The sequence below is a fragment of the Microbacterium sp. P5_E9 genome (assembly GCF_054049175.1).
Map to the genome: position 1 here is coordinate 242604 of NZ_JBFUMV010000002.1, position 22678 is coordinate 265281.

Sequence of the window (22678 nt, forward strand, 5' to 3'; positions counted from 1 at the left end):
GGAGTCCTGCGGGCCACGCGGGGGCGCGGCATCCGGAACCCTTCCGGGGGCGCGCGCTAGCGGTAGTTGACGAACTGCAGGTCGACGTCGAGATCGGCGGCCTTGAGGATGCGGATGACCTCCTGGAGGTCGTCGCGGCTCTTCGACTGCACACGGAGCTCATCGCCCTGGATCTGCGACTTGACCGTCTTGGGCCCCTCGTCGCGGATGACCTTGCCGATCTTCTTGGCGTTCTCCTGCGAGATGCCATCCTTCAGCGTCGATGTGATGCGGAATTCCTTGCTGCCTGCGACCGGCTCGCCCGTTTCGAGGCTCTTGAGCGAGATGCCCCGCTTGACGAGCTTCGACTGGAACACGTCGAGGACGGCCTTGGCCCGCTCCTCGGTGTTCGCCTTGATGAGGATCGCCTCGCCGCTCCAGTCGATCGACGCCCCGGTGCCCTTGAAGTCGTAGCGCTGCTCGACCTCTTTCCGGGCCTGGTTGAGGGCGTTGTCCGCCTCCTGGTGATCAACTTTTGAGACGATGTCGAAGGATGCGTCGGCCATGCCGGCGAGTCTACCGCCGGGGACGGATGCCGCGCCCGGCCGCTCCGACGTGCACGGCCACGCGGGCCGCGGGCGGCAGGGCGGTCGAGCGGATGCGCGAACAGGTCACGAACACGTATCGAATCAGACTCCAAAGTGTTGGTCGAATTATGGAGTGTGGTGAACTGCACGCGCTTGCAATCGCGAGCAGGAAGACGGTGTTGGAAGGCATCGAGGTGCCGACCGGGACCGTGCTCGTCCCCTTATGGAGAGGCACACCAATGAAGGTGAACAAGAAGAGCGCGCTCGCACTCGGCGCGCTCATCGCAGGGAGCATGCTGGCACTCGCCGGCTGCGCCGGCGGCGGAGGGTCGGCCTCGTCGGCTCCTGAGATGTCCGGCAAGCTGACCGTCTGGGTCGACCAGAACCGTGCTGACGCGCTCAAGGACATCGTGAAGACGTTCGAGGACGAGACCGGCGTGGACGTCACTCTGGTCGTCAAGGACAACGCGAAGATCCGAGACGACTTCACAGCACAGGTCCCGACCGGCAAAGGTCCCGACATCACGATCGGCGCACACGACTGGCTCGGCGCCTTCGTGCAGGACGGTCTCGTAGCGCCCATCGAGCTCGGCAACAAGGCGGGGGACTTCCTGGACGTCGCCGTCTCTGCCTTCTCGTACGACAGCAAGGTCTACGGCCTTCCCTACGCCATCGAGAACATCGCGCTCATGCGCAACACCGCGCTGGCCAGTGAGGCTCCCGCGACGTTCGATGACATGATCGCGGCGGGCACGGCGGCAGGCACCAAATACCCCTTCGTGGTCGGCCTCGACCCGGAGAATGCGGACCCGTACCACCTCTACGGGTTCCAGACCTCCTTCGGCAACTCGGTGTTCGCGCAGAACGCCGACGGCACCTATGACGGCTCGAAGCTCACGATCGGCGACGACGCCGGACTCGCCTACGCGAGCTGGCTCGGCGCGCAGGGCGCGGCGGGCACCGTCAACCTCAACCTGACGCAGGACCTCTCAAAAGAGGCCTTCAACTCTGGTGAGACGCCGTTCATCATCACGGGGCCGTGGAACGTGGCGGATGCCCAGGCCAAGGGCATCGACATCGCGATCGACCCGATCCCGACCGCGGGGGGCGAGGTGGCACGTCCGTTCGTCGGTGTGCAGGGCTTCTACCTGAGCGCGAAGTCGGAGAACACTCTCGCCGCGAACGAGTTCCTTGTGAACTACATGGCGCGCGAGGACGTGCAGACCGCCCTCTACGAGGCGGGCAACCGCCCGCCGGCGCTCAAGGCCGCATACGAGAAGGCGCAGTCCGACCCGATCACGAAGGGATTCGGTGAGGTCGGGGCCAACGGTGCGCCGCAGCCCAGCATCCCGGAGATGGGATCCGTGTGGGAGGCCTGGGGCATCGCCGAGGCGGCGATCATCGGCGGGGCCGACCCCGCCAGCACCTGGACCAAGATGGCTGCCGACATCCAGGCCAAGATCGACGGATAGTCGGGGCGCGGTGGGGCGGTGCCTGGTCGGGCGCCGCCCCATCACTTACTCTCACAACTATGCGGGCGCAGCCCCAGACAGGAGCCGACGATGACGGGGCCCATGGTCGAAGACAAGCGGCCCGCGAACGATGCCGACAAGGCCCTTCTGCGCAAGCAGAAGCGCGCGGCCGCCATCGCCGAGGCGGCCGGCGCCGGATGGAAGGTCTGGCTCGTCAAGATCGTGTCGCTGAGCGTCATCGACGCGCTCGCCGTCTACGGCATCTTCCTGCTGCTGGCCCAGGGCGACTGGCTGACGCCGCTGATCATCGCCGTCGTCGTCGTCGCGGTGAACTTCGTCTACCTCTGGCCGGGCCTGCTGCCGGCGAAATACTTGACTCCCGGCATCCTCTTCCTGCTGGTCTTTCAGATCTTCCTCATCGTCTACACCGTCTACATCTCCCTGACCAACTTCGGATCGGGTCACAACTCGAGCAAGGACGACGCGGTCAACGCGCTCCTCCTCCAGTCGCAGAGTCGCGTGGAGGATTCGCCCGCCTACCCCGTCAAGATCCTGGAACAGGGCGGCGCCTTCTTCTTCCTCGTGACGGATGAAGACGGTCAGGCTCAGCTGGGCGGTGCCGAAGACCCGCTCGCCGAGGTCGACGCCACCATGGACGGCGGCCAGGCTGTCGCTGTCGACGGGTACACGACCCTCGACTTCTCGGGGATCCTTGCGAATCAGACCGAGATCGCGGCGCTCGCGGTCCCCGTCTCGGAGGACCCTAACGACGGGTTCCTGCGCACCACGGACGGCTCGACGGCCTACATCTTCGTCTCGAGTCTCGAATGGGACCCCGTCGCCGACACGATGACCGACACGACGACGGGAGTCGTCTACAGCGACATCGGTACGGGCGCGTTCACCGCGGAGGACGGCACCGAACTGCTCCCTGGTTGGCAGGTCTATGTCGGTCTCGACAACTACATCACCGCGTTCACCGAGGAGTCGATCCGAGGTCCGTTCCTGTACGTGCTCGTCTGGACGTTCGTGTTCGCGATCCTCTCGGTCGCGACGACGTTCGCGCTCGGACTCTTCCTCGCGATCGTCTTCAACGACCCCAGGATGAAGAGCAGGCGGTTCTACCGGGTCGTCGTCATCCTGCCTTACGCGTTCCCCGGGTTCCTCACGGCCCTGGTCTGGGCCGGTATGTTCAATCAGGATTTCGGGATCATCAACCAGTGGTTCTTCGGCGGCGCGCCCATACCCTGGCTGCAGGACCCATGGCTTGCCAAGATCGCGATCTTGACCGTCAATCTGTGGCTGGGCTTCCCGTACATGTTCCTCGTCTGCACGGGTGCGATCCAGTCCATTCCGGACGACATCCTCGAGGCGGCGAGGGTCGACGGCGCGGGGCCGTGGGGAATCTTCCGACTGATCAAGTTCCCGCTGCTCCTGGTGTCGGTCGCGCCTCTGCTGATCTCGTCGTTCGCCTTCAACTTCAACAACTTCGTCCTGATCTACTTCCTCACACGCGGCGGTCCGCGGTTCCCCGACGCGTCGATCAACGTCGGTCAGACCGACATCCTCATCTCGATGGTCTACAAAGTCGCGTTCGTGGGCTCGGAACGCGACTATGGGCTCGCCAGCGCGTTCTCAGTGATCATCTTCGTCGTGGTCGCAACCATCTCGTGGATCGCGTTCCGACAGACCAAAGCACTCGAGGAGCTGAACTGACATGAGCGTCGAGTCCGCCGGCACGGTACCGGAGATGACAGCCGTCGACTACGCGGCGGTCTTCGAGCGCACCGACGGCAAGAAGGTGAAGCTTCCCCGTCGACCCTTCCCGAAGTGGTTCCGCGAGACAGGGTGGCGGCACATCGTCGGCATCGTCGTGCTGCTGTTCGCGATCTTCCCGCTCGTCTACGTCTTCTCGGCGTCGCTGAATCCGGGCGGAACGCTGCTCACCGCGAACTCGCTGTTCTCCAACGTGAGCTTCGACAGCTACGTCGCGCTGTTCCAGGACCCGAACTACCCGTACGCCGCGTGGTGGGTCAACACCCTCGTAGTGGGGCTCACGACCGCCGCCGGGACGGTGTTCCTCTGCGCACTCGCGGCCTACGCGTTCTCGCGGATGCGGTTCACCGGAAGGCGCTTCGGACTGCTCACTCTGCTGCTCGTGCAGATGTTCCCGCAGCTGCTCGCGTTCGTCGCGATCTTCCTGCTCATGTCGGCCATCTCCGATGTCTTCCCCGCGCTCGGCCTGAACTCCCTGATCGGTCTGATCATGGTGTACCTCGGTGGGGCGCTCGGCGTGAACACCTACCTCATGTACGGGTTCTTCAACACCGTGCCGGCATCCATCGACGAGGCCGCGAAGATCGACGGCGCGGGACACGCGCGCATCTTCTTCACGATCATCCTGCGGCTCGTCGCCCCGATCCTCGCGGTCATCGGGCTGCTGTCATTCATCTCGGTGTTCGGCGAGTTCGTGATCGCCTCCGTGATCCTGATCGATCCGGAGAAGCAGACCCTTTCGGTCGGCCTCTTCCAGTTCGTTTCGAATGCCCAGTCGAAGAACTGGAGTGTCTTCGCAGCGGGGGCGGTCCTGGCCGCCATCCTTCCGATGGCGCTCTTCCTGTCGCTGCAGCGCTTCATCGTGGGCGGTCTGACGTCCGGCGCCGTCAAGTAGACGGATGCCGAGCGGGGGTGCGGTTCGTAGACTGTCGGGAAACGGCGAGGAGGTCCGATGCGCCCGTTGACTGAACAAGAGGTCCGTACCTCGTTCGTGAATGCCGCCGACGATGAGCTTCGGCTCATGGCGCTTCCGAGCGATTTCCTGATCACCGATTGGGACCACCTCGACTTCCTGGCCTGGCGCGATCCTCGCGCGCGCGGCCGCGGTTACGTCATCGCCGAGATCGGCGGACGGCCCGTCGGTGTCGTCCTGCGTGCCGCGGAGGGCACATCGCGCGCCCGGTCGGCGATGTGCAACGTGTGCCACACGATGCAGCCGGCCGATCAGGTCTCGCTGTTCACCGCCCGCAAGTCCGGCACCGCCGGATCGCATGGCGACAGCATCGGCACCTACATCTGCGCGGACCTCTCCTGTCACGAGACGGTGCGTCTGGCCGCGCCCCTCGCACCGAACGAGGTGCGGGCGAGCGTCGACCGCAAGATCGACGGCACGACGCGACGGGCAGAGGCCTTCGTGGAGTCCGTCCTCGAGTCCGCGGGGAGCAGGATATGACCGGACCGGTGGTCGTCATCGGCGTTGCCCTGATCGACGAGCTGCGCGACGACAGCGGAGTCCGCGAGTTCGTGGGTGGCGCCGCCCTGAACGTCGCCGTCGGGCTGACCCGACTCGGAGTGCCTGCCACCCTTATCGCGATGGTCGGCGACGACGAGGCCGGCTCCCACATCCGGTCCTACCTCGAGGACTACGGCGTCGGCCTGATCTCAACCCCCTCCACGCATGGGTCGTCTCGCGCGGTCAGCACCCGCAGCGGCGGGGGAGAGCCCGTCTACGTCTTCAACGACGCCGCCAAGAACCGCAAGATCCACTTCGGGGATGCCGAACGGGCCGCGATCGCCGATGCCGGACTCGTTGCGGTCAGCTGCTTCCCGTTCGACGATGTCTCGCAGACCCTCGAACTCGCCCAGGTCGTCCGCGGCCCGGCTCCGCTCGCGATCGACCCCAACCCGCGCTCGGGGATGATGCGGGATCGCGCCGAGTTCGTCCGCGGTTTCGAGGCGCTCGCGGCCGGGGCATTCCTCGTCAAAGTCGGAGAAGACGAAGCGGCGCTGCTGTACGGCGAACCCCTCGATGCGCTGCGATCGCGTCTCGTCGACCTGGGCGTAGCCGCGGTGCTCGCGACGCAGGGGTCGGCGGGCGCCACGATCGAGTCGGGGACGGATGTCGTCACCCGACCGATCTCGTCGCTTCCTGGTCGGATCGTGGACACGATGGGCGCCGGCGACGCCGCCTTCGCGGCCGCGATCGCGGCGGTGCGGGGCAACGCCCCCCGCGACGCTGACGGGTGGGGGGACGCGCTCGAACGGGCGATGGATGTCGCGGCAGCGACCTGCCGATTCGAAGGCGCGCTGCTGCGCCTTCCCTCGGCGATCGGCGACCTCGACCTCGACCGCATCGGCACCTGAACCCTGCTGTCGACGGCCGTCGTGTGGTCGGCCGGCGTCGATTTCGAGGCGCGCGCGAGTAAGGGTAAGATTGCTGATCGCGCCTCCGATCGACTGAAAAAGCCGGGCGGGTGCGCGACTGGCGAGTTACCCAAGCGGCCAAAGGGATCTGACTGTAAATCAGACACGTAAGTTTCGGGGGTTCGAATCCCTCACTCGCCACCAGTAAAGAAGCGCCCCCTCGTGGGGCGCTTCCGTCGTTTACGGGTGCTTCGGAAATCCCACAGCGCCGGGTGCGGCATCCGACTCCGAGACATTCCCGCGGATGTGGCGGATGCTGGAAACATGAGCGAACTCGCCGGTCAGTCGGGCCCGCCCCGATGGGTGCTGCGCGCGACCGCGCCGATGGCGCGGGCGTTCGCCGGCCGGCGGTGGTTTCCGCTGTGGGCCGTCGTGCACCATCGCGGCCGCCGGAGCGGCACCCCCTATGAGACGCCGGTCGCTGTCGTGCCGACCACCAGAGCGGACGTCATCCTCATCGGACTCCCTTGGGGGCCGAGGACCAACTGGGCCCGGAACATCGTCGCGGCGGGCGGCGCACCGATCACCTGGAAGGGACGGATGCTGCAGACCATCAGCCCGCGCATCGTCGAGGCCGCGGAGGCCGCCGCATTGGCGAGGCCGTTCTTCCACCCGATCGTCGCGCGCTTTCCGGCCGCCATCGTGCTGACCAGGGAGTAGGGCCGACCTGCACCGTCTGCCAGGATGAGCGTGCGGGCCGGGACTCGCAGAGAGTGGGGATCGTCATGAGCGTGCCTGAACCGAACGGACCCGCCGAGTCCGGGGTCATCCGGGTCGCGATCTGGACCGCGATCGGCGCCCTCATCGCCGCCGCGATCGTCTGCGTGCTATGGGTGCTGCTCGGGCCGCAGAACGGCATCATCGGCAAGGCGTTCCTGACGATCCTGCTGCTCGCGGGGTTCGCCGGCGCCGCGCTGCTGGACACCCATCTCGCCCCCCGGCGACCGGCGTGGTTCGCGCTGGCGAGCATGATCACATGGGTCGCGATCCTCATCCTCGGCGCCCTGCTCATCTGGATGCCCGGCATCGACTACGGCTGGCGGCATCCGCGTTTCGTCGCGTTCGTGCTGATCGTGCTCATCCTCGAACTCGCCCTGCTGCACGTGCGGCTCTACCTGCGGGCGCACCAGCGGTACGTCACCGGGTTCACCCGCACCGTGGCGGTCATCACTGTCGCGCTGGTCATCGTCCTGGCCGTCATGCTCGTGCTGCCCCTCGCCTTCGGCGAGTACCTCATCTTCTCCAGCACCTACTGGCGCTGGGTCGTCGCCCTGGCAATCCTTGCCGCGCTGGGCACCGTGCTCATTCCGCTCCTCAACGCGCTGTTCGCGCCGAAGAAGCCCAAGCCGGTCTACACCTCGCCGTATCAGCCCTACCCGGTCGGATGGCCGACGTACGCCGACGGCGTGACGCCGCTCCCGGTCATGCCCGACGGCTCGCCGGACTGGACCGCCTACTACACCGGGTATCCATCGACGGTGTCGCAGGCCATCGCCCCCACTGCGTGGGGTCCCGTGGCGCCTCCAGGCGGCGCACCGTACGGCTGGGCACCGTCCGTCGACGAGAGCCCGGCGCCCGAGGCGCCGGCCGCGACCGAGGCGCCGACCGCGCCTGGCAACCCCGGCACCGCGCCGTCCGGCTACGAGGGCTACCCGCCTCGGCCGCCGCTGCCGCCGCGGCCCTGAGCGGGAGCGCCCTCAGCGCCCCAGAATCTCCAGCGCGGCCATCGCCGCGTTGTGTCCGCCCAACCCGCTGACCGCGCCGCCGCGCCGGGCCCCCGAGCCGCACAGGAGAACCCGGTCGTGCTCGGTGGCGACGCCCCAGCGTGCGGCGGGGTCCTCGAGCGGCTCGCGATCCTCCGCCCACGGCCACGACAGGGAGCCGTGGAAGATGTCGCCCCCGGTCATCCCCAGCGACGTCTCCAGGTCGGCGGTGGTCCGCGCCTCGATGCAGGGCGACCCATCCGGCGCTTCGTAGACGCAGTCCGCGATCGGCTCCGCGATCACCTCGTCGAGAGACGCCTGTGCCGCGGCGAGCAGCTCAGCGCGCGCGGCATCCGGATCCCGCCCTGCCAGCAGGCGGTGGGGCGTATGGAGTCCGAAAAGCGTCAGCGTCTGCGCTCCAGCAGCGCGAAGGTCTGGCCCGAGAATCGAGGGGTCGGTGAGCGAGTGGCAGTAGATCTCCGCCGGGAGCGGACTCGGGATGCCGCCGGTCGCGGCGACGTCGAACGCCCGGTCGAGCTGCGAGAGCGTCTCGTTGACGTGGAAGGTTCCGCCGAAGGCCGCCTCGGGGCTGACCGTGGTGTCGTTGAGCCGGGGGAGCCGGCGCAGCAGCATGTTGACCTTGACCTGGGCGCCCTCGGCCGGGGTGTCCGGGGCCGCGGTCCCGCCACCCGCGCGGATGAGGGTGGCGAGCACGGCGGGTCCGACGCCGCTCAGCACGAGGCGCCCGCGGAGCGGCGGCGCGTTGTGGATCCTCACCTCGCCGTCGGGCGAGATGGCGGTGACCTCGGCAGTGGTGCGCAGGTCGGCTCCGGCATCCCGCGCGGCTCGTTCGAGCTCCGCGGTGACGCGGCCCATGCCGCCGACGGGCACGTCCCAGTGCCCGGTTCCGCCGCCGATCACGTGGTAGAGGAAGCAGCGATTCTGGCGGAGGCCCGGGTCATCGCTGCGGGCGAACGTGCCGATGAGCCCGTCGGTCAGCGCGATGCCCTGGGCGACGTCGCTGCGCAGCGACTTTCCGAGCAGGTCGCCGAGCGGGCGCTCGATGACGTCGTCCCAGAGTGCGTCGTCGCCCAGTCGCGCCCGCAGCGTCTCGGCGCGCAGCAGCGGCTGGGTCATCGTCGGGAAGATCAGCGACGCGAGGGGGGCCAGTCGCTCGTAGAACGCGGCGAACCGCGCGGCTTCGTCGGGGTCGCCGGTCGTGCGGGCGAACGAGTTCGTGGTGGCCGCGGCATCCGCGGAATCCACCAGAATTCCTCGGGCGGGATCGAGCAGATCGGGTGTGTAAGAGGAGTAGCGGCGCCGCCGCAGTTCGATCCGGAGGCCGAGGTCGTCGATGATGCGCTGGGGGAGCAGGCTGACGAGGTAGGAGTAGCGCGACAGCTTGGCATCGACGCCCGCCCACGGCCGCTCCGAGACGGCCGCGCCGCCGGTGTGGTCGAGGCGCTCGAGCACGACGACGGTGCGCCCCGCCCGGGCGAGATAGGCCGCGGCGACCAGGGCATTGTGCCCGCCGCCGACGATCACGACATCGTGGGTGGCAGCGCTCGCGGTGCTCATCCGCCTACGGTAACCCGACGCGTCCCGAGCTGCGGCGATACCGTGGAGCCATGCCCCTCGCACATGACCTGGAAGCACTCGCCGTCGAGATCGCCCAGGAGGCGGGCGAGCTCGCCCGCCGGCGTCGGAGCGAAGGGGTATCGATCGCTGCGACGAAATCGGCCATCGCGGACATCGTCACCGAGGCCGACCGGGAAGTCGAGCAGTTCATCCGGGCGCGGATCGCAGCCGAACGGCCGGGGGACGGATTCCTCGGCGAAGAGTCCGGCGCGGAACGCGCCTCTACCGACATAACGTGGGTGGTCGACCCCATCGACGGAACCGTCAACTACGCCTACGGCATCCCGTCCTACGCGGTGAGCATCGCGGCGGTCGCCGGCGAGCCCGTTCCCGGTCGGTGGGAGGCGCTCGCCGCAGCCGTCTTCAACCCGGCGTCGGGCGAGCTCTTCCGCGCCTCCCGCGGTGGCGGCGCCTGGCTGGGGGAGAGCCGGCTCGTGGTGAACGCCGAGCCGAGCGATGCGGGTGCGCTCCTCGCGACCGGCTTCGGCTACGACCCGGCGACGCACGCCACCGACCTCGCCCGCGTCGCGCGGGTGATGCCCCTGGCCCGTGACATCCGCCGCATCGGCGCGGCTTCGCTGGATCTCGCGTTCGTCGCCGCCGGCCGACTCGACGGCTATTTCGAGCGCGGACTGCAACCGTGGGATCACGCCGCGGGTGCGCTCCTGGTCGAGGAGGCCGGTGGCATGGTCGGTGGCGCACCGGCCGACGCGCGGGGTCGCATCCTCATCGTGGCCTCGGGTCCCGGCATGTTCGAACGACTGCTCGAGGCCGCCATCGACTGAGCGGATCGGCGGCGTTGCGCACCGGCAGGCGGCGCAACCTGAGGAGATATATCAGCGCCACAGCCCCTCCGCACACCGCTTTCCCAGGCCGGAGAGGGTAGTGTTTATCTATTCGTTACCTTTGCCGCCCGAACGGCGAGGGTGATCAGAGCACATCGACCGACTTCGTTGCCCCATTAGCGACTCGACCCCGAGAGCCTGCGTTTTGCCCTTCGAACCCACGATGGCTGAGCCTGCGCGCACGCGCAGATCCAGTCGAACCCCCGTCGCGTCTGCGCCGACCGCGGGTCCCGTGGCTCCGCTGAGCCGCCGCGATGCTCGCGCGATGCGTGCGTCCGAGACCGGGCCCCAGTCGACCGTGTGGGCGACTCCGAGTGACTCCCGCACCGCTGCGCCCGCATCCTCGATTCCGGATGCCGCGGCCGTCGTCGATGCCGTGATCGCTGTCGCCGAGCAGGCCGCCATGCGTGCCGACCTCGAGCCCGTCCTCGTCGCGGTGGAGCCGTTCGAGCTCCTCGAGCCGACCGTCGAGCCCGAACCGGCGCTCGAAGCGGAAACGCTTGTGCCCGCGGTTGAGCCGGAGGCGGCCGAGCAGGCTGCGCCCGCAGCGGCCCGCGCACCGCAGACAGAACCTGCGACGGAGGATCCGGCATCCGTCGTCGACGAGTTCGAGATGGCCGCGCGACTGTTCGCGTTCACGGGCGAGACACCGGTGCAGAAGCAGGATGCCGCGCCCGCACCCAAGGCGGCGGTCGATGCCGAGGGGGCCGCTACCCCCGCCGAGCGAGTTCCGGGTCGACGCAGGCGTCAGTTGGCGACGGCGTCGTTCTCGGTCGGTGTGATGGGAATCGTGGGCCTGCTGGCAGTCGGCATGACGACTCCCGCCGACGCACTCGCCGTGGCCGATTCCGACAACCCCGCAGCTACCGTGACCGCGGCGGGCGATGTTGAGGCGAACGAGGACATTCAGGCCTACGTGACGCCGTCGACGATCGAGAGCGCCGGAATCGAGCGCGACGAGAACTACTCGACAGTGTCGCTGGGCGAGATCGCATCCGAGCTCGGCATCAGCAACTACTCGAACTTCTTCGTCAACGACCCGAACGCCGCAATCCAATGGCCGTTCGCGGTCGGTGTGCCGATCACCTACGGGTTCGGCATGCGGTCTGGTCGCATGCACGAAGGTGCGGACTTCGTGCCTGGACAGGGCGCCGAGATCCAGGCGATCGCTGCCGGCACGGTGCGCACCGCGACCAGCAGCGGCGGCGGATACGGCGTCGAGGTCGTCATCGACCACATCATCGACGGTCAGCTCATCTCGAGCCGCTACGCGCACATGCTCTACGGCTCGATCAAGGTGGCCGAGGGTCAGCACGTCGAGGCGGGCACGATCCTCGGCGAGACGGGCGACACGGGTCACTCGTTCGGCGCCCACACGCACTTCGAGATTCTGGCCGGCGGCGACACCGCCATCGACCCGATCGAATGGCTGCGTGCGAACGCGGGAAGGTCGTCGCTCGGCTGACGCCGATTAAGTGGGATGCCGAGGCTCTGGTATTCTCTTCTAGTTGCCTGCTCGCGGGCAGCACGCCCCGATAGCTCAGTGGTAGAGCACTTCCATGGTAAGGAAGGGGTCGTCAGTTCAATCCTGACTCGGGGCTCGCAGCATCCAATTCTTGCGACCGGATGCCGTGTGGCAGGGTAGCTCAGTTGGTGAGAGCGCACGACTCATAATCGTGAGGTCGCGGGTTCAAGCCCCGCTCCTGCTACAAGTTCAGAGCCCCGGAAATCCGGGGCTCTTTAGTTTGCGGCTCCCGAAAAGCTGAACGTTCCTGCGCTGGAATTCTGTACATGACGACGCTTTCGTTGGCAGATGCCCGGGCGAATCTCTCCAAGGTCGTCGAGTCCGCCGTGACGACCCGTGAACGGTTCGAGGTCACCCGCAATGGGGATCGTGCCGCGGTGCTGATGAGCGCCGATGACTACGACTCGCTGCTGGAAACGGTCGACGTGCTGAGCAGCGCGTCGGAGGTCGAAGCGATCCGCCGAGGCATCCAGGAGCTGGATGCGGGCGAAACGTCAACTGCCGATGAGGTTCGAGCCGCGCTCATCGCGGCCGGCAGGCTGCCTGCGTGACCGCACCGGGATCAGTCCGGACTGGACGCAGCGCAGTTCAGGACACGAGGGTCTCGGTGGCCAGTCGCATGTGCAATTCCACTGCGGCGGAGGCGTGCTCGGCGTCGCCTGTCGCGATCGCATCGACGATCTGGAGGTGGCGCGGCACGTCCATGTTCTGAACGGCCCGTTCGATTCCGGAGCGGGTGATCGACATCAGGATGGAGCCTTCGAGGGCGGACCATGCCCTGACGAGCGTTGCGTTCCCGCTGAGGCGGCAAAGTTCGCGATGGAAGTCGAGGTCTGCCCGCATCCGGGCTTCCAGAGATTCGCTCTCGGCGAGCGACATGCGATCCGCGGCGGCTCTGAGGTCCGTGACAGCTTGTTCGCGTGTTGGACTCTGCGCGACGGTACGGGCGGCGAGCGCCTCCAGCGCGGCCCGCACCCGAAAAAGGTCTCGGAGTTCCTCCTCGTCCATGAGCCGGACGAGCAGTCGCCCGCGGGAACCGGTTGTCAGCAGGCCTTCGAGTTCCAGGGTGCGCATGGCTTCGCGGAGGGTGCCTCGGCTTATGCCGAGGCGTGCGGACATCTCGATCTCGGAGACATGGGAACCCGGGGGAAGCTCACCGGTGGTGATGGCTCGGCGGAGCGCCTCGATCGCCTGCATGCGCAGAGTGTTGCGCTGCAGACCCAGGATCGCTGGTCCGTCGGTCATCGCTCGCCCCCCTCAGGTTGAGTCTAGAGAGGGCGGCGTATTCCGCGGAGTCCGCCGCCCTCTCATCACATCTCGGTCGTCATCGCGCCGGCTCGAGCTCGCGTGCCTCAGAAGATGCCTGCGCGGCGTACTCGCGCTGCGCCTTGGTCCACGTTTCGGGTGTCACCAAGGCGGAGATGAATCCGATCAGCGCATAGAGCGCGAACAACGCGGCTGGTCCCACCCAACCGAAAGCTCCGAACAGGAGAGTCGTGATGAAAGGCGTGAAGCCCGAGACCATGGCGGAGATCTGGTAGGCGAGCGACGCCCCAGAGGTGCGGGTGTTGGCGTTGAACAGCTCGGGGAACCATGCGCCTTGAGCTCCGGCGAGGGCATTCTGGAACACGGCGTAGGAGAGCACGATGACCACGATGACCATGGGGTAGACGGCGGTGTTCACGCCGAGGAACATCAGGAATCCCCAGAACACACCCATCGCGGTGACGGCGAGGTAGAGCGGGCGTCGTCCGATCTTGTCGGTGAGTCGCGCCCATCCCCAGGTGGCGAAGATGCCGATTGCTGCCGCAATGCACAGGGCGGTCAGCGTCTGCCAACTCTCGGTGATCTTGTTCGTGTTCAGGTACGAGATCAGATAGGTGATCGAGATCGCGTAGCCGGCGGTCTCAGCGACGCGAAGGCCGATGCCCCGGAGGATGTTGCCCCAGTCGGTCTTGATGACCTCGATGATCGGCGCCTTGAGGACCTTTCCCTCGGACTTGACGTCCTCGAACACGGGGGACTCGGGAACCTTGGCGCGGATGATGAGGCCCACGATGACCAGGAGGATGCTGGCCAGGAATGGCACGCGCCACGCCCAGTCGCCGGGCAAGTGGACGCTGACGAGAAAGACCAGGTTCGCCAGCAGCAGACCGACAGGGAAGCCCGCCTGCACGATGCCGGTGAAGCCTCCCTTGAAGCGCCATGGTGCGTGCTCGTAGGTCATCAAGATCGCGCCGCCCCACTCGGCGCCGAACGCAAGGCCCTGGATGATGCGGACGATGACCAGGAGGATCGGCGCGAGGATGCCGACCATCGCGTACGTCGGCAGCAGGCCGATCGCGAAGGTGGCGAGGCCCATCACGATCAGTGATCCCACGAGGACGGGCTTCCGGCCGACGCGGTCGCCGAGGTGTCCGCCGATGATCCCGCCGATCGGTCGGGCGGCGAAGCCGACGCCGAGCGTCGCGAACGACAGCAGTGTGCCGGTGACCGGATCGGAGCCGGGGAAGAACGCTGTCCCGAAGTAGAGAGCCGCGGCAGTGCCGAACCCGATGAAGTCGTACGTTTCGATGACCGCGCCGACGCCGGAACCGACTGCCACGCGCTTTCGTTCGGGAGTGCCGTTGACCACACCCCGCATCGTGATGGCTGCTTCGCTCATCTCTCTGCCTCTCTCACGTCATTGTGTCCGACTCGCGGCGCGAGCGGTGAAGCCAGTATGTGAGCAGATTCCGTCATTGTCAACAATCAAACAGTCAACTATTGAACTGTCGGTAAATTCGTCGTACTATCGACATGCCGCCGCAACGGAGCGGCAGAAGGCAGGAGACTCATGACACTCACTCGCACCGCCGTCCTCACCGGCGCAGCAGCAGAACGAGGCATCGGGCAGGCGACCGCTCGGGCATACGCGAAGGCCGGCTGGGCCGTCGCGATCCTGGACCTCGACGGCGAACTCGCCGCTCGCGTCGCCGCCGACATCGCTTCGGAGCATGGCGTGGCGGCATACGGTGGCCCCGTAAATGTGGCAGACGAAGCCTCTGTGGCGTCAGCACAGCGGACGATCGGCGCGCGGGTGGCCGACGGAGCATTGCCGCCCGTGGGCGCTCTCGCGAACATCGCTGGCATCACCTCACCGGTGTCATTCCTTGAGACCACCCTCGACCTCTGGAACAAGGTCCTGGCGGTCAATGCCACAGGCACCTATCTCGTCACCAGGGCGTTCCTGCCCGACATGATCGATCAGGGGTTCGGCCGCATCATCAATATGTCGTCAGTCTCAGCGCAGCGCGGTGGCGGCGTCTTCGGCAAGGTCCCGTACTCGGCAGCCAAAGCGGCGATCCTCGGCTTCACCAAGGCACTGGCGCGTGAACTCGGCTCCAGCGGAGTAACTGTGAACGCCGTCACGCCGGGCGCGGTCGACACCAACATCCGAGTGGGGACGACTGACGAGATCGAGGCCGCAATCGTCGACGCCATCCCGCTCGGACGCACTGCGACGCCCGACGAGATCGCAGCGGTGATCGTGTTCCTCTCCAGCGAAGGCGCGAGCTACCTGCAGGGCACGACGGTAGACATCAACGGCGGCAGCCACATGCACTGACGGCCGACCCGATTCAGACTTGCGACCGAACGAAGGAGTTCCGACCATGACCACAGCGTCGACCGTGCTCGACCTCACAACGAGGCTCAGCCGCGTGCGCGAAGCCGCACAGCGCATCCGCCTGAACGCACTCGCAATGGGCGAGGTGCAGGGCCAGGGCTACGTCGGCCAGGCGCTCGGCGCCGCCGACATGCTTTCCGTCGTGTACGCCGATCAATTGCGGTACCACGCGGAAGACCCGCACTGGGAGGGGCGCGACCGCTTCCTCCTCTCCACCGGTCACTACGCGATCGGCCTCTACGCCGCCTTGGCCGAAGCCGGGATCATCCCCGTCGAAGAACTCGACACCTACGGATCCGACGACTCCCGTCTGCCGATGTCGGGCATGGCGAGCTATACGCCCGGTATGGAGATCTCCGGCGGATCGCTCGGACACGGACTCACCGTGGCAGTGGGCATGGCGCTCGGGCTCCGCCACCTCGACAGCGACTCGCGCGTGATCAACTTCCTCTCCGACGGGGAACTCAACGAAGGCTCGACATGGGAGGCCGCCATGGGCGCGGCATCCCATCAACTCGGCCGCCTGATCGCTCTGGTCGACATGAACGCGCTTCAGGCAGACGGTCCCACCGTGGGCGTGCTGAACATCGAACCGGTCGAGGAGAAGTGGGAGTCCTTCGGCTGGCACACCCAGCGCGTGAACGGCAACGACCCGGGGGCCGTGCTCCGCGCGTTCGACGCTATCGGCGACCCCGATCCGGTCGGCCCACCTCATGTCATCGTCTGCGACACGAAGGTCGGCCGCGGCGTGCCGCTGCTCGAGACGCGTGAGAAATCCCACTTCATGCGCATCGAGGAACAGGAATGGGCGATCTGCCGTGCCCAGCTGATCGCAGGATTCGAATCGGATGCCGCGACCGCGGCCGAAGGAGCGGCATCATGAGCACCACTGCAGCCAAGCCGAAGCTCAAGACCTCGGCGATGATCGCCTCGTTCGCCGATCCCGGTCAGAAGACGGCATCCGCGCCGTTCGGTCACGCGCTGGCGGCGCTCGCTGGGAAGGACGACCGCGTCGTCGGTCTCTCCGCCGACCTCGCGAAGTACACCGACATGCACATCTTCCGGGAAGCGTTCCCAGAGCGCTTCTTCCAGATGGGCATGGCCGAGCAGCTGCTCTTCGGGGCCGCCGCAGGTATGGCCGAAGTGGGACTCGTACCGTTCGCGTCGACCTATTCGGTATTCGCCGCGCGTAGGGCGTATGACTTCATTTGCCTGGACATCGCCGAGCCCGGCCTGAATGTCAACATCGTCGGTGGACTTCCTGGCCTGACCACCGGATACGGTCCCAGTCACCAGGCCACTGAGGACGTCGCGATCTTCCGCGGCATCCCGGGCCTCACCATCGTCGACCCGTGCGACTCGATCGACCTCGAGCAGGCCGTGCCCCAGCTCGCCGCAACCCCGGGGCCAACATACCTGCGCCTGCTGCGCGGCAACGTGCCGACAGTCCTCGACGAGTACGACTACACGTTCGAACTCGGCAAAGCGAAGGTCGTCCGCCCAGGTGCAGATGTCGTGTTCATCTCCAGCGGGCTCATGACGATGCGCGCGCTGCAAGCGGCCGAGGCCCTGGCTGCCCACAAGGTGGACGTCGCGGTGGTCCACACTCCGACGCTGAAGCCATTCGACGAAGACACCGTGATCCGCGAGATCGACACACTCCGGCTAGCGGTGACGCTCGAGAACCACACGGTGGTTGGAGGACTCTTCGAGACGGTCGCCTCGGCGCTGGTGCGCCGCGGCGTCACTCGCCGTGTGGTGCCCGTCGGGCTTCCGGACGAGTTCCTCGACGCGGGTGCGCTCCCGACCCTCCACGAGCGATACGGCCTAGCGGTGAATTCGATCGTCGCGACCGTGCTGCGCGAACTGGGGTGAGCTCGACGTGTCGATCCATCCTCCGGCTGGGATGACCCACACGGTCGGGTCGACCCCGACGCAGGCATCTTCCGCACATCCGTTCACACTCTCCACCGTCTGTCTGCGTCAGTACGACTTTGAGCGAGCCCTCCGCGTCGCTCGTGAGCTCGGGTTCGACACTGTGGATCTCGTTGGGCTCCGTGGGCTCTGCGAGCACGTCCCAGTGATGGGATCGCGCGACGAAATGCGCTGCGCGGCGCAGGTTTTCGCCGACTCAGGATTCCGGTCGGCGAGCGTCAACGCCGATCCCGGATCGTTCGACGGATTCGACGACATCAAGGACGTCATGCATCGGGTGGATCTTCTCCCGGAGTTCGCTGCCGAGACGGAGAGCCCCCTCCTAGTACTCCCTGCGGGGGAGAAATCACCGCGACGGGTTAAGGATCCTCAGATCGCCCGGATGGCCGACGCACTGAACGACGTTGCAATCCGTGCTCAGGAACGAGGTGTTCGACTCGCGGTCGAAGCACCCTACTTCGGGCGGCCGGTCGACACCGTCGGCCGTGCGATCGCATTGATGAACCAACTCGATCCCGACATCGAATTGGCATTCGACGTCTCCCACATCGAGGCTGCCGACGAATCCGTCGTCGACGCGTGGCGTCTGCTCGCGCCTCGCGCGGGGATCGTCCACCTCCGCGATGCCGTCAGCGGCGACATCCGTCGCGTGGTCGGGCAGGGCCGAGTCGACTTCAAACGCTTGTTCACTGCCCTCGCGAACACAGGCTACATCGGGGACATCGTCCTCGAACTAGAGACACGTGACTCCCCGTACTCGAGCAAAGAAGAGGAGATCACGGCCGCTGTCGACTACCTCAATGCCCGGTGGTAGGCACATGTTCTCTACCTGGCTGGGTGCCGAGTCGGCGCGAACTTCTCCAAGCTCGTCGAGTCCGCCGCTCGCCGCGGGTGACTGGGGTTCTTTTGTCGTCGGTCAGCCGGCGCTATCCGACACTCCGTGTTTGTGCTGGTCGCCTGGAGATCAACTGGTCAGCTCTTGTGGGCGGCGGTGAGTGTGTCGACGGCCCTTTCTGCGGCAGGTCGCAAGCGAATCTGGTCGCCCAGTTCCCTGGCCGCGGCGGCGTAGCCGGGATTGCTCAGCAACTCTGTGGTCGCGGTGCGAATCTGCTTCACCGACGCGCGTTTCGGGAGGGTGAGGCCGAAGCCGTGTGAGGCGATCATCTTTGCGATCGCGGGCTGGTCGAAGGACTGGTTGGTGGGGATGACCAGCAGGGGGAGTCCGTGCGCGAGAGCCAGCATCGTCGTTGCGTGTCCGCCATGCCCGATCACCAACGAGGCACCCGCCATCGCGTCGGCGTGTGGAAGGAACGCGTGGACGACGGTGTTCTCGGCCGGTCGAAGTGCGAGTGGGTCGATGGCGGGCCCTGTGGTGACCACCGTATGGACTTCGAGCGGAGCGAGGGCATCAATGATGGTCTGGAGGAGCTCGACCTGCCCGTTGACGAATGTGGTGCTGAGACTCACGAGGACGGTCGGAGGGGTCGACGCATGGGAGGGCGCGGCGACTGCCGGAATGATGGGACCGGTGTAGTGGATGGACGGCGGCAGCTGGTCGGATCCTGGGTCGAGCGTCGGTTCGGTAGCGACCAGCTCGCCCTCGGCGCTTGCATAGAGGTCACGGGGCCGGAAGCCCCTGAGCCGCATGATCATCCCGAGCGGGCCGCTGACCAGCGCTCCGAACATCACCGATCGAAGGGTGTGGATCAGGATGGTGTACGGGATGTGGGCGCGCGCGAGCGACCACATGACCCCGACCAGCAGGCCGTCCACGACGATCCGATCAGCCGGGTTGCGCCGCACCAAGTCGACGACGTCTTCTCCCATGCCGCGGTCGCCGAATACGGCGGCATAGCCGAGATCGGCGCGCAGCCCTGCCTTCGGCGCGACCACGGACCATGGCTTCGCCCGCCGGTACGCCTCGAAGTCCAGACCGGCTGCCTCGACCGCGGCCCGTTGCGAAGGATGGCCGATCACGCGTGGGGAGCCGCCGCGCCTCGCGACTTCGCGAGCCATCAGAACAATTGGCGGCACGTTGCCACCGCCATCCCATGTAACGAAAAGTACAGATGTCACGACGCGCCCCCTTGGTCTGATGATGCGAACACCCGTGCCACGAGCGCCCGCATCCGCGTCTCGATGAAGTCCGTGGACATGATCTACTCCTGGATCTCTGCGGACGCGGTGGAAATGATCGCTTCGACGAGCATCCGCATCCGCGATGCCGTGTCGCCGCGCGTGAGGGCGCGGTCACGTCGCAGCAGCTTCCAGGCGTAGACGTCTGTGGCCACCACGAGAAGATCGAGTGTCTCCACTCGACGTGAATCCGGAAGCGCGTCGAGGGTCCGCGCGAACGTGCGGGTCGCCCAGTCCCGGTGCAGCAGTTTGCCCTCACGTGTGAGGTCCGCAGCGATCCGGTCCCAGCCCTCCTGGCCCAGCAGCAGGAGCGCTCCGTCACCGCGCGCCTCGTAGTGCTCGATCAGGGCGTCGAGTGACCCTTCGATGTCATCGGGATCGGCGGGCCGTTCGGCACGCACCGCCGCGCGGCCGGACTCGGCGGCCTCGTCGATCAGTGCCTCGCGGCTGCCGAACTGCCGCAGGACCGTCTGCACCGAGACCCTCGCTCGCTCTGCGATCACGGGGAGAGTGATCGCAGCGACCGGCTTCTCGAACGCGAGTTCGATCGCCGCGCCGATGATGCGCAGCCGCGTCTGCTCCGCGGCGTCGGCACGGGCACGCATCCGATACGAGCGGGGGGCAGGGACTTGTGGCCCGGTCATCGCAGGGCTTCCTCATGTAGGCGAGTGCGAATCATTTCGCGTAAGTGCACGATAACGCCAAATCTCATTTGACGTCAATAGGTGTAAACGCGAAAGTGTCGGGAGAGCCACTCAGATCGGGTCAGTCGAGGATGGCCCACCCGTGCGGAGCGAGCCGCCCGGCACTCTGTGCCGTCGCCGCGTCCGACGCCAGCAGCGTGCCAACCGGGAGCGGGAACTCCGCGTCGGCCAGGTTCAGGGCGATCGTAAGCCGGTTCCGCTGGAAGGCCACGTCGACTTCGAGATGCTCGTTGCTGAGCGCCCGCGGCTTCGAGGTCTTCGCGCGGTGCAGCCACGGGTGCCTTCGACGCAGCCCGAGCAGCTGCTTGTAGAGCGGCGCCAACGATCGGTCGGGGATCGGGAGGGCGCTCGGTCCGTCGACCGGGAACTCCGGTCTGATCACGTCGTCGCCGCCGGCGCGTTCCTCTTTGACGCCGCGAAACCCCCACTCGTCTCCGGCGTAGACCGTCGGCGTGCCCCCCAAGGTCGCGAGGAGGACGACCGCGTGCGGGTGGTGGCGCGGGTCGCGGATGGCCGACGCGATTCGGGTGACGTCGTGATTGCCGATGAACGTGGTCGGCGCGAAGACGTCGAGCATCTCGTTGTGCCGCCCGAGGGCCCAGGCGAGCTCCCAGAGATTGCGCTCGTCGAGACTCGACCAGATCGCCTTCCACAGCTCATACTGCGTGACGCTGTCCACCGTCCCATCGCGAACGAACGCGGCATAGTCGCCGTGGATCACCTCCGCCTCGAACCACGCCTCCGGATGGGTGCGGCGGACCTCGGGCAGCACGGCCGCCCAGAAGTCCGCAGGCACCCGATATGCGGCATCCAACCGCCACGCGTCAGCGCCACGGTCCAACCAGTGCCGCATCACGTCGATGACGAGGCGCCTGGTTGCCGGCCGGGCATGATCAAGCTCAACGAGGGCGTCGTGACCCTCGAACGGAACCAACCGGCCGTCCTTCGTTCGCTTCACAGCTTCGGACTCTGTCGCGACGAGGGGGTGCCCGCGGCCGACGTGGTTGAAGACTCCGTCCAGCTGAATTCGAAGGCCGCGCGCGCGGGCCTCGGTGACGAGAGTCGTGAAGTCGCCATCGTCGCCGAGGCGCGGGTCGATCCGGAAGTGATCGAGCGAGTCGTATCCGTGTGTCGATGACGCGAAGATCGGGCCGAGCGCAAGCCCGGATGCGCCGAGTTCGATGACGTGGTCAAGCCACGGGATCAGGCGCAGCAGCCGGTGCTCGTCCGCCGTCGCTGGTCCTGCGGACGTCTCGGGGAAGGCGCCCACGAACCCCAGCGGATACACACGCCACCAGATCGCGTGCTCGACCCAACCAGGCTCGCGCCCATCGAAGCCGGAGACTGGAGCATCGCTCATCCCTCGACCGTACCGAGGGGCGGCTGCCCAACCACGGTCACTGCCTCGAGGAGCGAAACGAGCAGGGCATTCTGAGGGGTTGGGATGCCGTGCCGCCGTCCGATCCGGACGATCGCACCGTTGCGCGCGTCGATCTCCATCGGTCTTCCCGCGAGCCGGTCGGCGTGCAGTGAGTTGACCGCGTGACGCGGGGACGACTGCGCGCCGGCGACGACCCGATCGGCGATCTCGTCCTCAAGATTCGCGCCCTCCGCTCTGCCGACGGTGACGCACTCCTCCACGACTTCGTGCATGAACCGTGCGATGGCCGGATGCCGCGCGATGCGCGGTGGCGAGAGGGTCACAGCCGAGATCGCACCGGCCGCGTTAAGGCACAGCTTGCGCCAGAGCACCGATCTCATGTCATCCTCCTGCGTCACCTCGATGCCGGTGCCGGCGAAGAGCTCGGCGAAGTCGGCACCGTCGGGCGACCGAGCGATGGCGAGGTGAGCAGGACCCGTCTGCCTCACTCGGCCGGGTGCTCCTCGCTCGGCGGGCAGGTCGACCATCACCGGCAGCAGGCGCTCGGTGGGGGCGTACGGGTCGAATCGCTCGACGTGCTCGACGCCGTTCTGCAGGATCGCGATGCGGGTGTGGGCCTCGGTGAATCCCGGGAACCACATCGCCGTGCCGCGCACGGCGTATGCCTTCGTCGCTACGAGAACCCAGTCCACGGGGGCGGACTCGGCGGGTTCCGTGATCAACCGCGGCGTGGCGCGCAGGACGTGGCCGTCCACATCGACGACGAGCCGGCGAAACGGGGTGCGGGCCGCGACCGTGACATCGTTCTCGGGATTCTGGGCGAGCCAGGCGGCTATGGCGCCGCCCACTGCGCCCGGTCCGATGACGGCGATGGTCGGCATCTGCCCCTCCCACGGTCAGCCTAAC

Annotated in this window: 22 protein-coding genes and 3 tRNA genes; 17 read left to right on the forward strand and 8 right to left on the reverse strand. The window is 67.0% G+C overall.

Going from position 1 to position 22678, the window contains the following annotated elements; translation table 11 throughout:
- Nucleotides 1-56: 56 nt before the first annotated feature.
- Nucleotides 57-545 (reverse strand): YajQ family cyclic di-GMP-binding protein, encoded by a 489-nt coding sequence (locus ACXJ3V_RS04360; RefSeq protein ID WP_457099038.1) that lies wholly within the window; start codon nucleotides 543-545, stop codon nucleotides 57-59.
- Between the two features lie 260 nt (nucleotides 546-805).
- Between ACXJ3V_RS04360 and ACXJ3V_RS04365 the strand changes: the two genes are divergently transcribed.
- The 8 genes from ACXJ3V_RS04365 (at nucleotide 806) to ACXJ3V_RS04400 (ending at nucleotide 7923) form a co-directional block, all read left to right on the forward strand.
- A complete protein-coding gene (locus tag ACXJ3V_RS04365) occupies nucleotides 806-2038 on the forward strand; it encodes a sugar ABC transporter substrate-binding protein (RefSeq protein WP_457099039.1) in 1233 nt (410 codons plus the stop codon).
- 90 nt (nucleotides 2039-2128) lie between these two features.
- Nucleotides 2129-3754: an ABC transporter permease subunit gene (locus ACXJ3V_RS04370; protein ID WP_457099040.1), complete on the forward strand. Its 1626-nt coding sequence runs from the start codon at nucleotides 2129-2131 to the stop codon at nucleotides 3752-3754.
- A 34-nt stretch (nucleotides 3755-3788) separates the two neighbouring features.
- Complete coding sequence (locus ACXJ3V_RS04375; protein ID WP_457099419.1) at nucleotides 3789-4709, forward strand: sugar ABC transporter permease; 921 nt, start codon at nucleotides 3789-3791, stop codon at nucleotides 4707-4709.
- Nucleotides 4710-4766: 57 nt separating this feature from the next.
- Entirely contained in the window at nucleotides 4767-5267 is a 501-nt protein-coding gene (locus tag ACXJ3V_RS04380; protein ID WP_457099041.1) for an FBP domain-containing protein, read from the forward strand.
- Complete coding sequence (locus ACXJ3V_RS04385) at nucleotides 5264-6178, forward strand: carbohydrate kinase family protein (protein WP_457099042.1); 915 nt, start codon at nucleotides 5264-5266, stop codon at nucleotides 6176-6178. Before ACXJ3V_RS04380 ends, ACXJ3V_RS04385 begins: the two co-directional genes overlap by 4 nt.
- Nucleotides 6179-6298: 120 nt before the next feature.
- Nucleotides 6299-6382: transfer RNA gene (locus ACXJ3V_RS04390), tRNA-Tyr, on the forward strand.
- Between the two features lie 120 nt (nucleotides 6383-6502).
- Nucleotides 6503-6898 carry a nitroreductase family deazaflavin-dependent oxidoreductase gene (locus ACXJ3V_RS04395; RefSeq protein WP_457099043.1) on the forward strand — a complete coding sequence of 132 codons (396 nt, stop codon included), beginning with the start codon at nucleotides 6503-6505 and terminating at the stop codon, nucleotides 6896-6898.
- 65 nt (nucleotides 6899-6963) lie between these two features.
- Nucleotides 6964-7923, forward strand: a complete 960-nt coding sequence (locus ACXJ3V_RS04400) for a hypothetical protein (RefSeq protein ID WP_457099044.1) — start codon at nucleotides 6964-6966, stop codon at nucleotides 7921-7923.
- A gap of 12 nt (nucleotides 7924-7935) precedes the next feature.
- Here ACXJ3V_RS04400 and ACXJ3V_RS04405 read toward each other — a convergent pair whose 3' ends face one another.
- Nucleotides 7936-9519, reverse strand: a complete 1584-nt coding sequence (locus tag ACXJ3V_RS04405; protein WP_457099045.1) for a phytoene desaturase family protein — start codon at nucleotides 9517-9519, stop codon at nucleotides 7936-7938.
- A gap of 50 nt (nucleotides 9520-9569) precedes the next feature.
- Here ACXJ3V_RS04405 and ACXJ3V_RS04410 point away from each other — a divergent pair, with 50 nt between their 5' ends.
- From ACXJ3V_RS04410 to ACXJ3V_RS04430, 5 genes are all read left to right on the forward strand, one after another.
- Entirely contained in the window at nucleotides 9570-10364 is a 795-nt protein-coding gene (locus ACXJ3V_RS04410) for an inositol monophosphatase family protein (RefSeq protein WP_457099046.1), read from the forward strand.
- Nucleotides 10365-10689: 325 nt separating this feature from the next.
- Nucleotides 10690-11889 (forward strand): M23 family metallopeptidase, encoded by a 1200-nt coding sequence (locus tag ACXJ3V_RS04415; RefSeq protein ID WP_457099047.1) that lies wholly within the window; start codon nucleotides 10690-10692, stop codon nucleotides 11887-11889.
- A 64-nt stretch (nucleotides 11890-11953) separates the two neighbouring features.
- Nucleotides 11954-12025 (forward strand) — tRNA-Thr (locus ACXJ3V_RS04420).
- Between the two features lie 34 nt (nucleotides 12026-12059).
- Nucleotides 12060-12133, forward strand: a tRNA-Met gene (locus tag ACXJ3V_RS04425).
- 82 nt (nucleotides 12134-12215) lie between these two features.
- Nucleotides 12216-12500, forward strand: coding sequence for a type II toxin-antitoxin system Phd/YefM family antitoxin (locus ACXJ3V_RS04430; protein WP_457099048.1), 285 nt, complete (start codon nucleotides 12216-12218; stop codon nucleotides 12498-12500).
- 37 nt (nucleotides 12501-12537) lie between these two features.
- Here the strand turns inward: ACXJ3V_RS04430 and ACXJ3V_RS04435 are convergent, their stop codons facing one another.
- Together ACXJ3V_RS04435 and ACXJ3V_RS04440 are read right to left on the reverse strand one after the other, a co-directional pair.
- On the reverse strand, nucleotides 12538-13194 hold the full coding sequence (locus tag ACXJ3V_RS04435; RefSeq protein WP_457099049.1) for a GntR family transcriptional regulator: 657 nt from the start codon (nucleotides 13192-13194) through the stop codon (nucleotides 12538-12540).
- A gap of 79 nt (nucleotides 13195-13273) precedes the next feature.
- The gene (locus tag ACXJ3V_RS04440; RefSeq protein WP_457099050.1) at nucleotides 13274-14614 is read right to left on the reverse strand and encodes an MFS transporter; all 1341 of its coding nucleotides are present in this window, start codon (nucleotides 14612-14614) and stop codon (nucleotides 13274-13276) included.
- Between the two features lie 171 nt (nucleotides 14615-14785).
- Between ACXJ3V_RS04440 and ACXJ3V_RS04445 the strand changes: the two genes are divergently transcribed.
- Genes ACXJ3V_RS04445 through ACXJ3V_RS04460 form a run of 4 tightly spaced genes read left to right on the forward strand, consistent with a single transcriptional unit; the run spans nucleotide 14786 to nucleotide 18365 of the window.
- Nucleotides 14786-15556 (forward strand): SDR family NAD(P)-dependent oxidoreductase, encoded by a 771-nt coding sequence (locus ACXJ3V_RS04445; RefSeq protein WP_457099051.1) that lies wholly within the window; start codon nucleotides 14786-14788, stop codon nucleotides 15554-15556.
- A 46-nt stretch (nucleotides 15557-15602) separates the two neighbouring features.
- Nucleotides 15603-16499, forward strand: a complete 897-nt coding sequence (locus ACXJ3V_RS04450) for a transketolase (protein ID WP_457099052.1) — start codon at nucleotides 15603-15605, stop codon at nucleotides 16497-16499.
- The gene (locus ACXJ3V_RS04455) at nucleotides 16496-17491 is read left to right on the forward strand and encodes a transketolase family protein (protein ID WP_457099053.1); all 996 of its coding nucleotides are present in this window, start codon (nucleotides 16496-16498) and stop codon (nucleotides 17489-17491) included. Before ACXJ3V_RS04450 ends, ACXJ3V_RS04455 begins: the two co-directional genes overlap by 4 nt.
- Nucleotides 17492-17522: 31 nt before the next feature.
- Nucleotides 17523-18365: a sugar phosphate isomerase/epimerase family protein gene (locus tag ACXJ3V_RS04460; RefSeq protein ID WP_457099054.1), complete on the forward strand. Its 843-nt coding sequence runs from the start codon at nucleotides 17523-17525 to the stop codon at nucleotides 18363-18365.
- A gap of 158 nt (nucleotides 18366-18523) precedes the next feature.
- Here ACXJ3V_RS04460 and ACXJ3V_RS04465 read toward each other — a convergent pair whose 3' ends face one another.
- The 4 genes from ACXJ3V_RS04465 to ACXJ3V_RS04480 form a co-directional block, all read right to left on the reverse strand.
- Entirely contained in the window at nucleotides 18524-19567 is a 1044-nt protein-coding gene (locus tag ACXJ3V_RS04465) for a glycosyltransferase (RefSeq protein ID WP_457099055.1), read from the reverse strand.
- 143 nt (nucleotides 19568-19710) lie between these two features.
- A complete protein-coding gene (locus ACXJ3V_RS04470; protein ID WP_457099056.1) occupies nucleotides 19711-20331 on the reverse strand; it encodes a TetR/AcrR family transcriptional regulator in 621 nt (206 codons plus the stop codon).
- A 121-nt stretch (nucleotides 20332-20452) separates the two neighbouring features.
- Nucleotides 20453-21751: an alpha-amylase family glycosyl hydrolase gene (locus tag ACXJ3V_RS04475; protein ID WP_457099057.1), complete on the reverse strand. Its 1299-nt coding sequence runs from the start codon at nucleotides 21749-21751 to the stop codon at nucleotides 20453-20455.
- Nucleotides 21748-22653, reverse strand: coding sequence for a 2-dehydropantoate 2-reductase (locus ACXJ3V_RS04480; RefSeq protein WP_457099058.1), 906 nt, complete (start codon nucleotides 22651-22653; stop codon nucleotides 21748-21750). Before ACXJ3V_RS04480 ends, ACXJ3V_RS04475 begins: the two co-directional genes overlap by 4 nt.
- Between the last annotated feature and the right edge of the window lie 25 nt (nucleotides 22654-22678).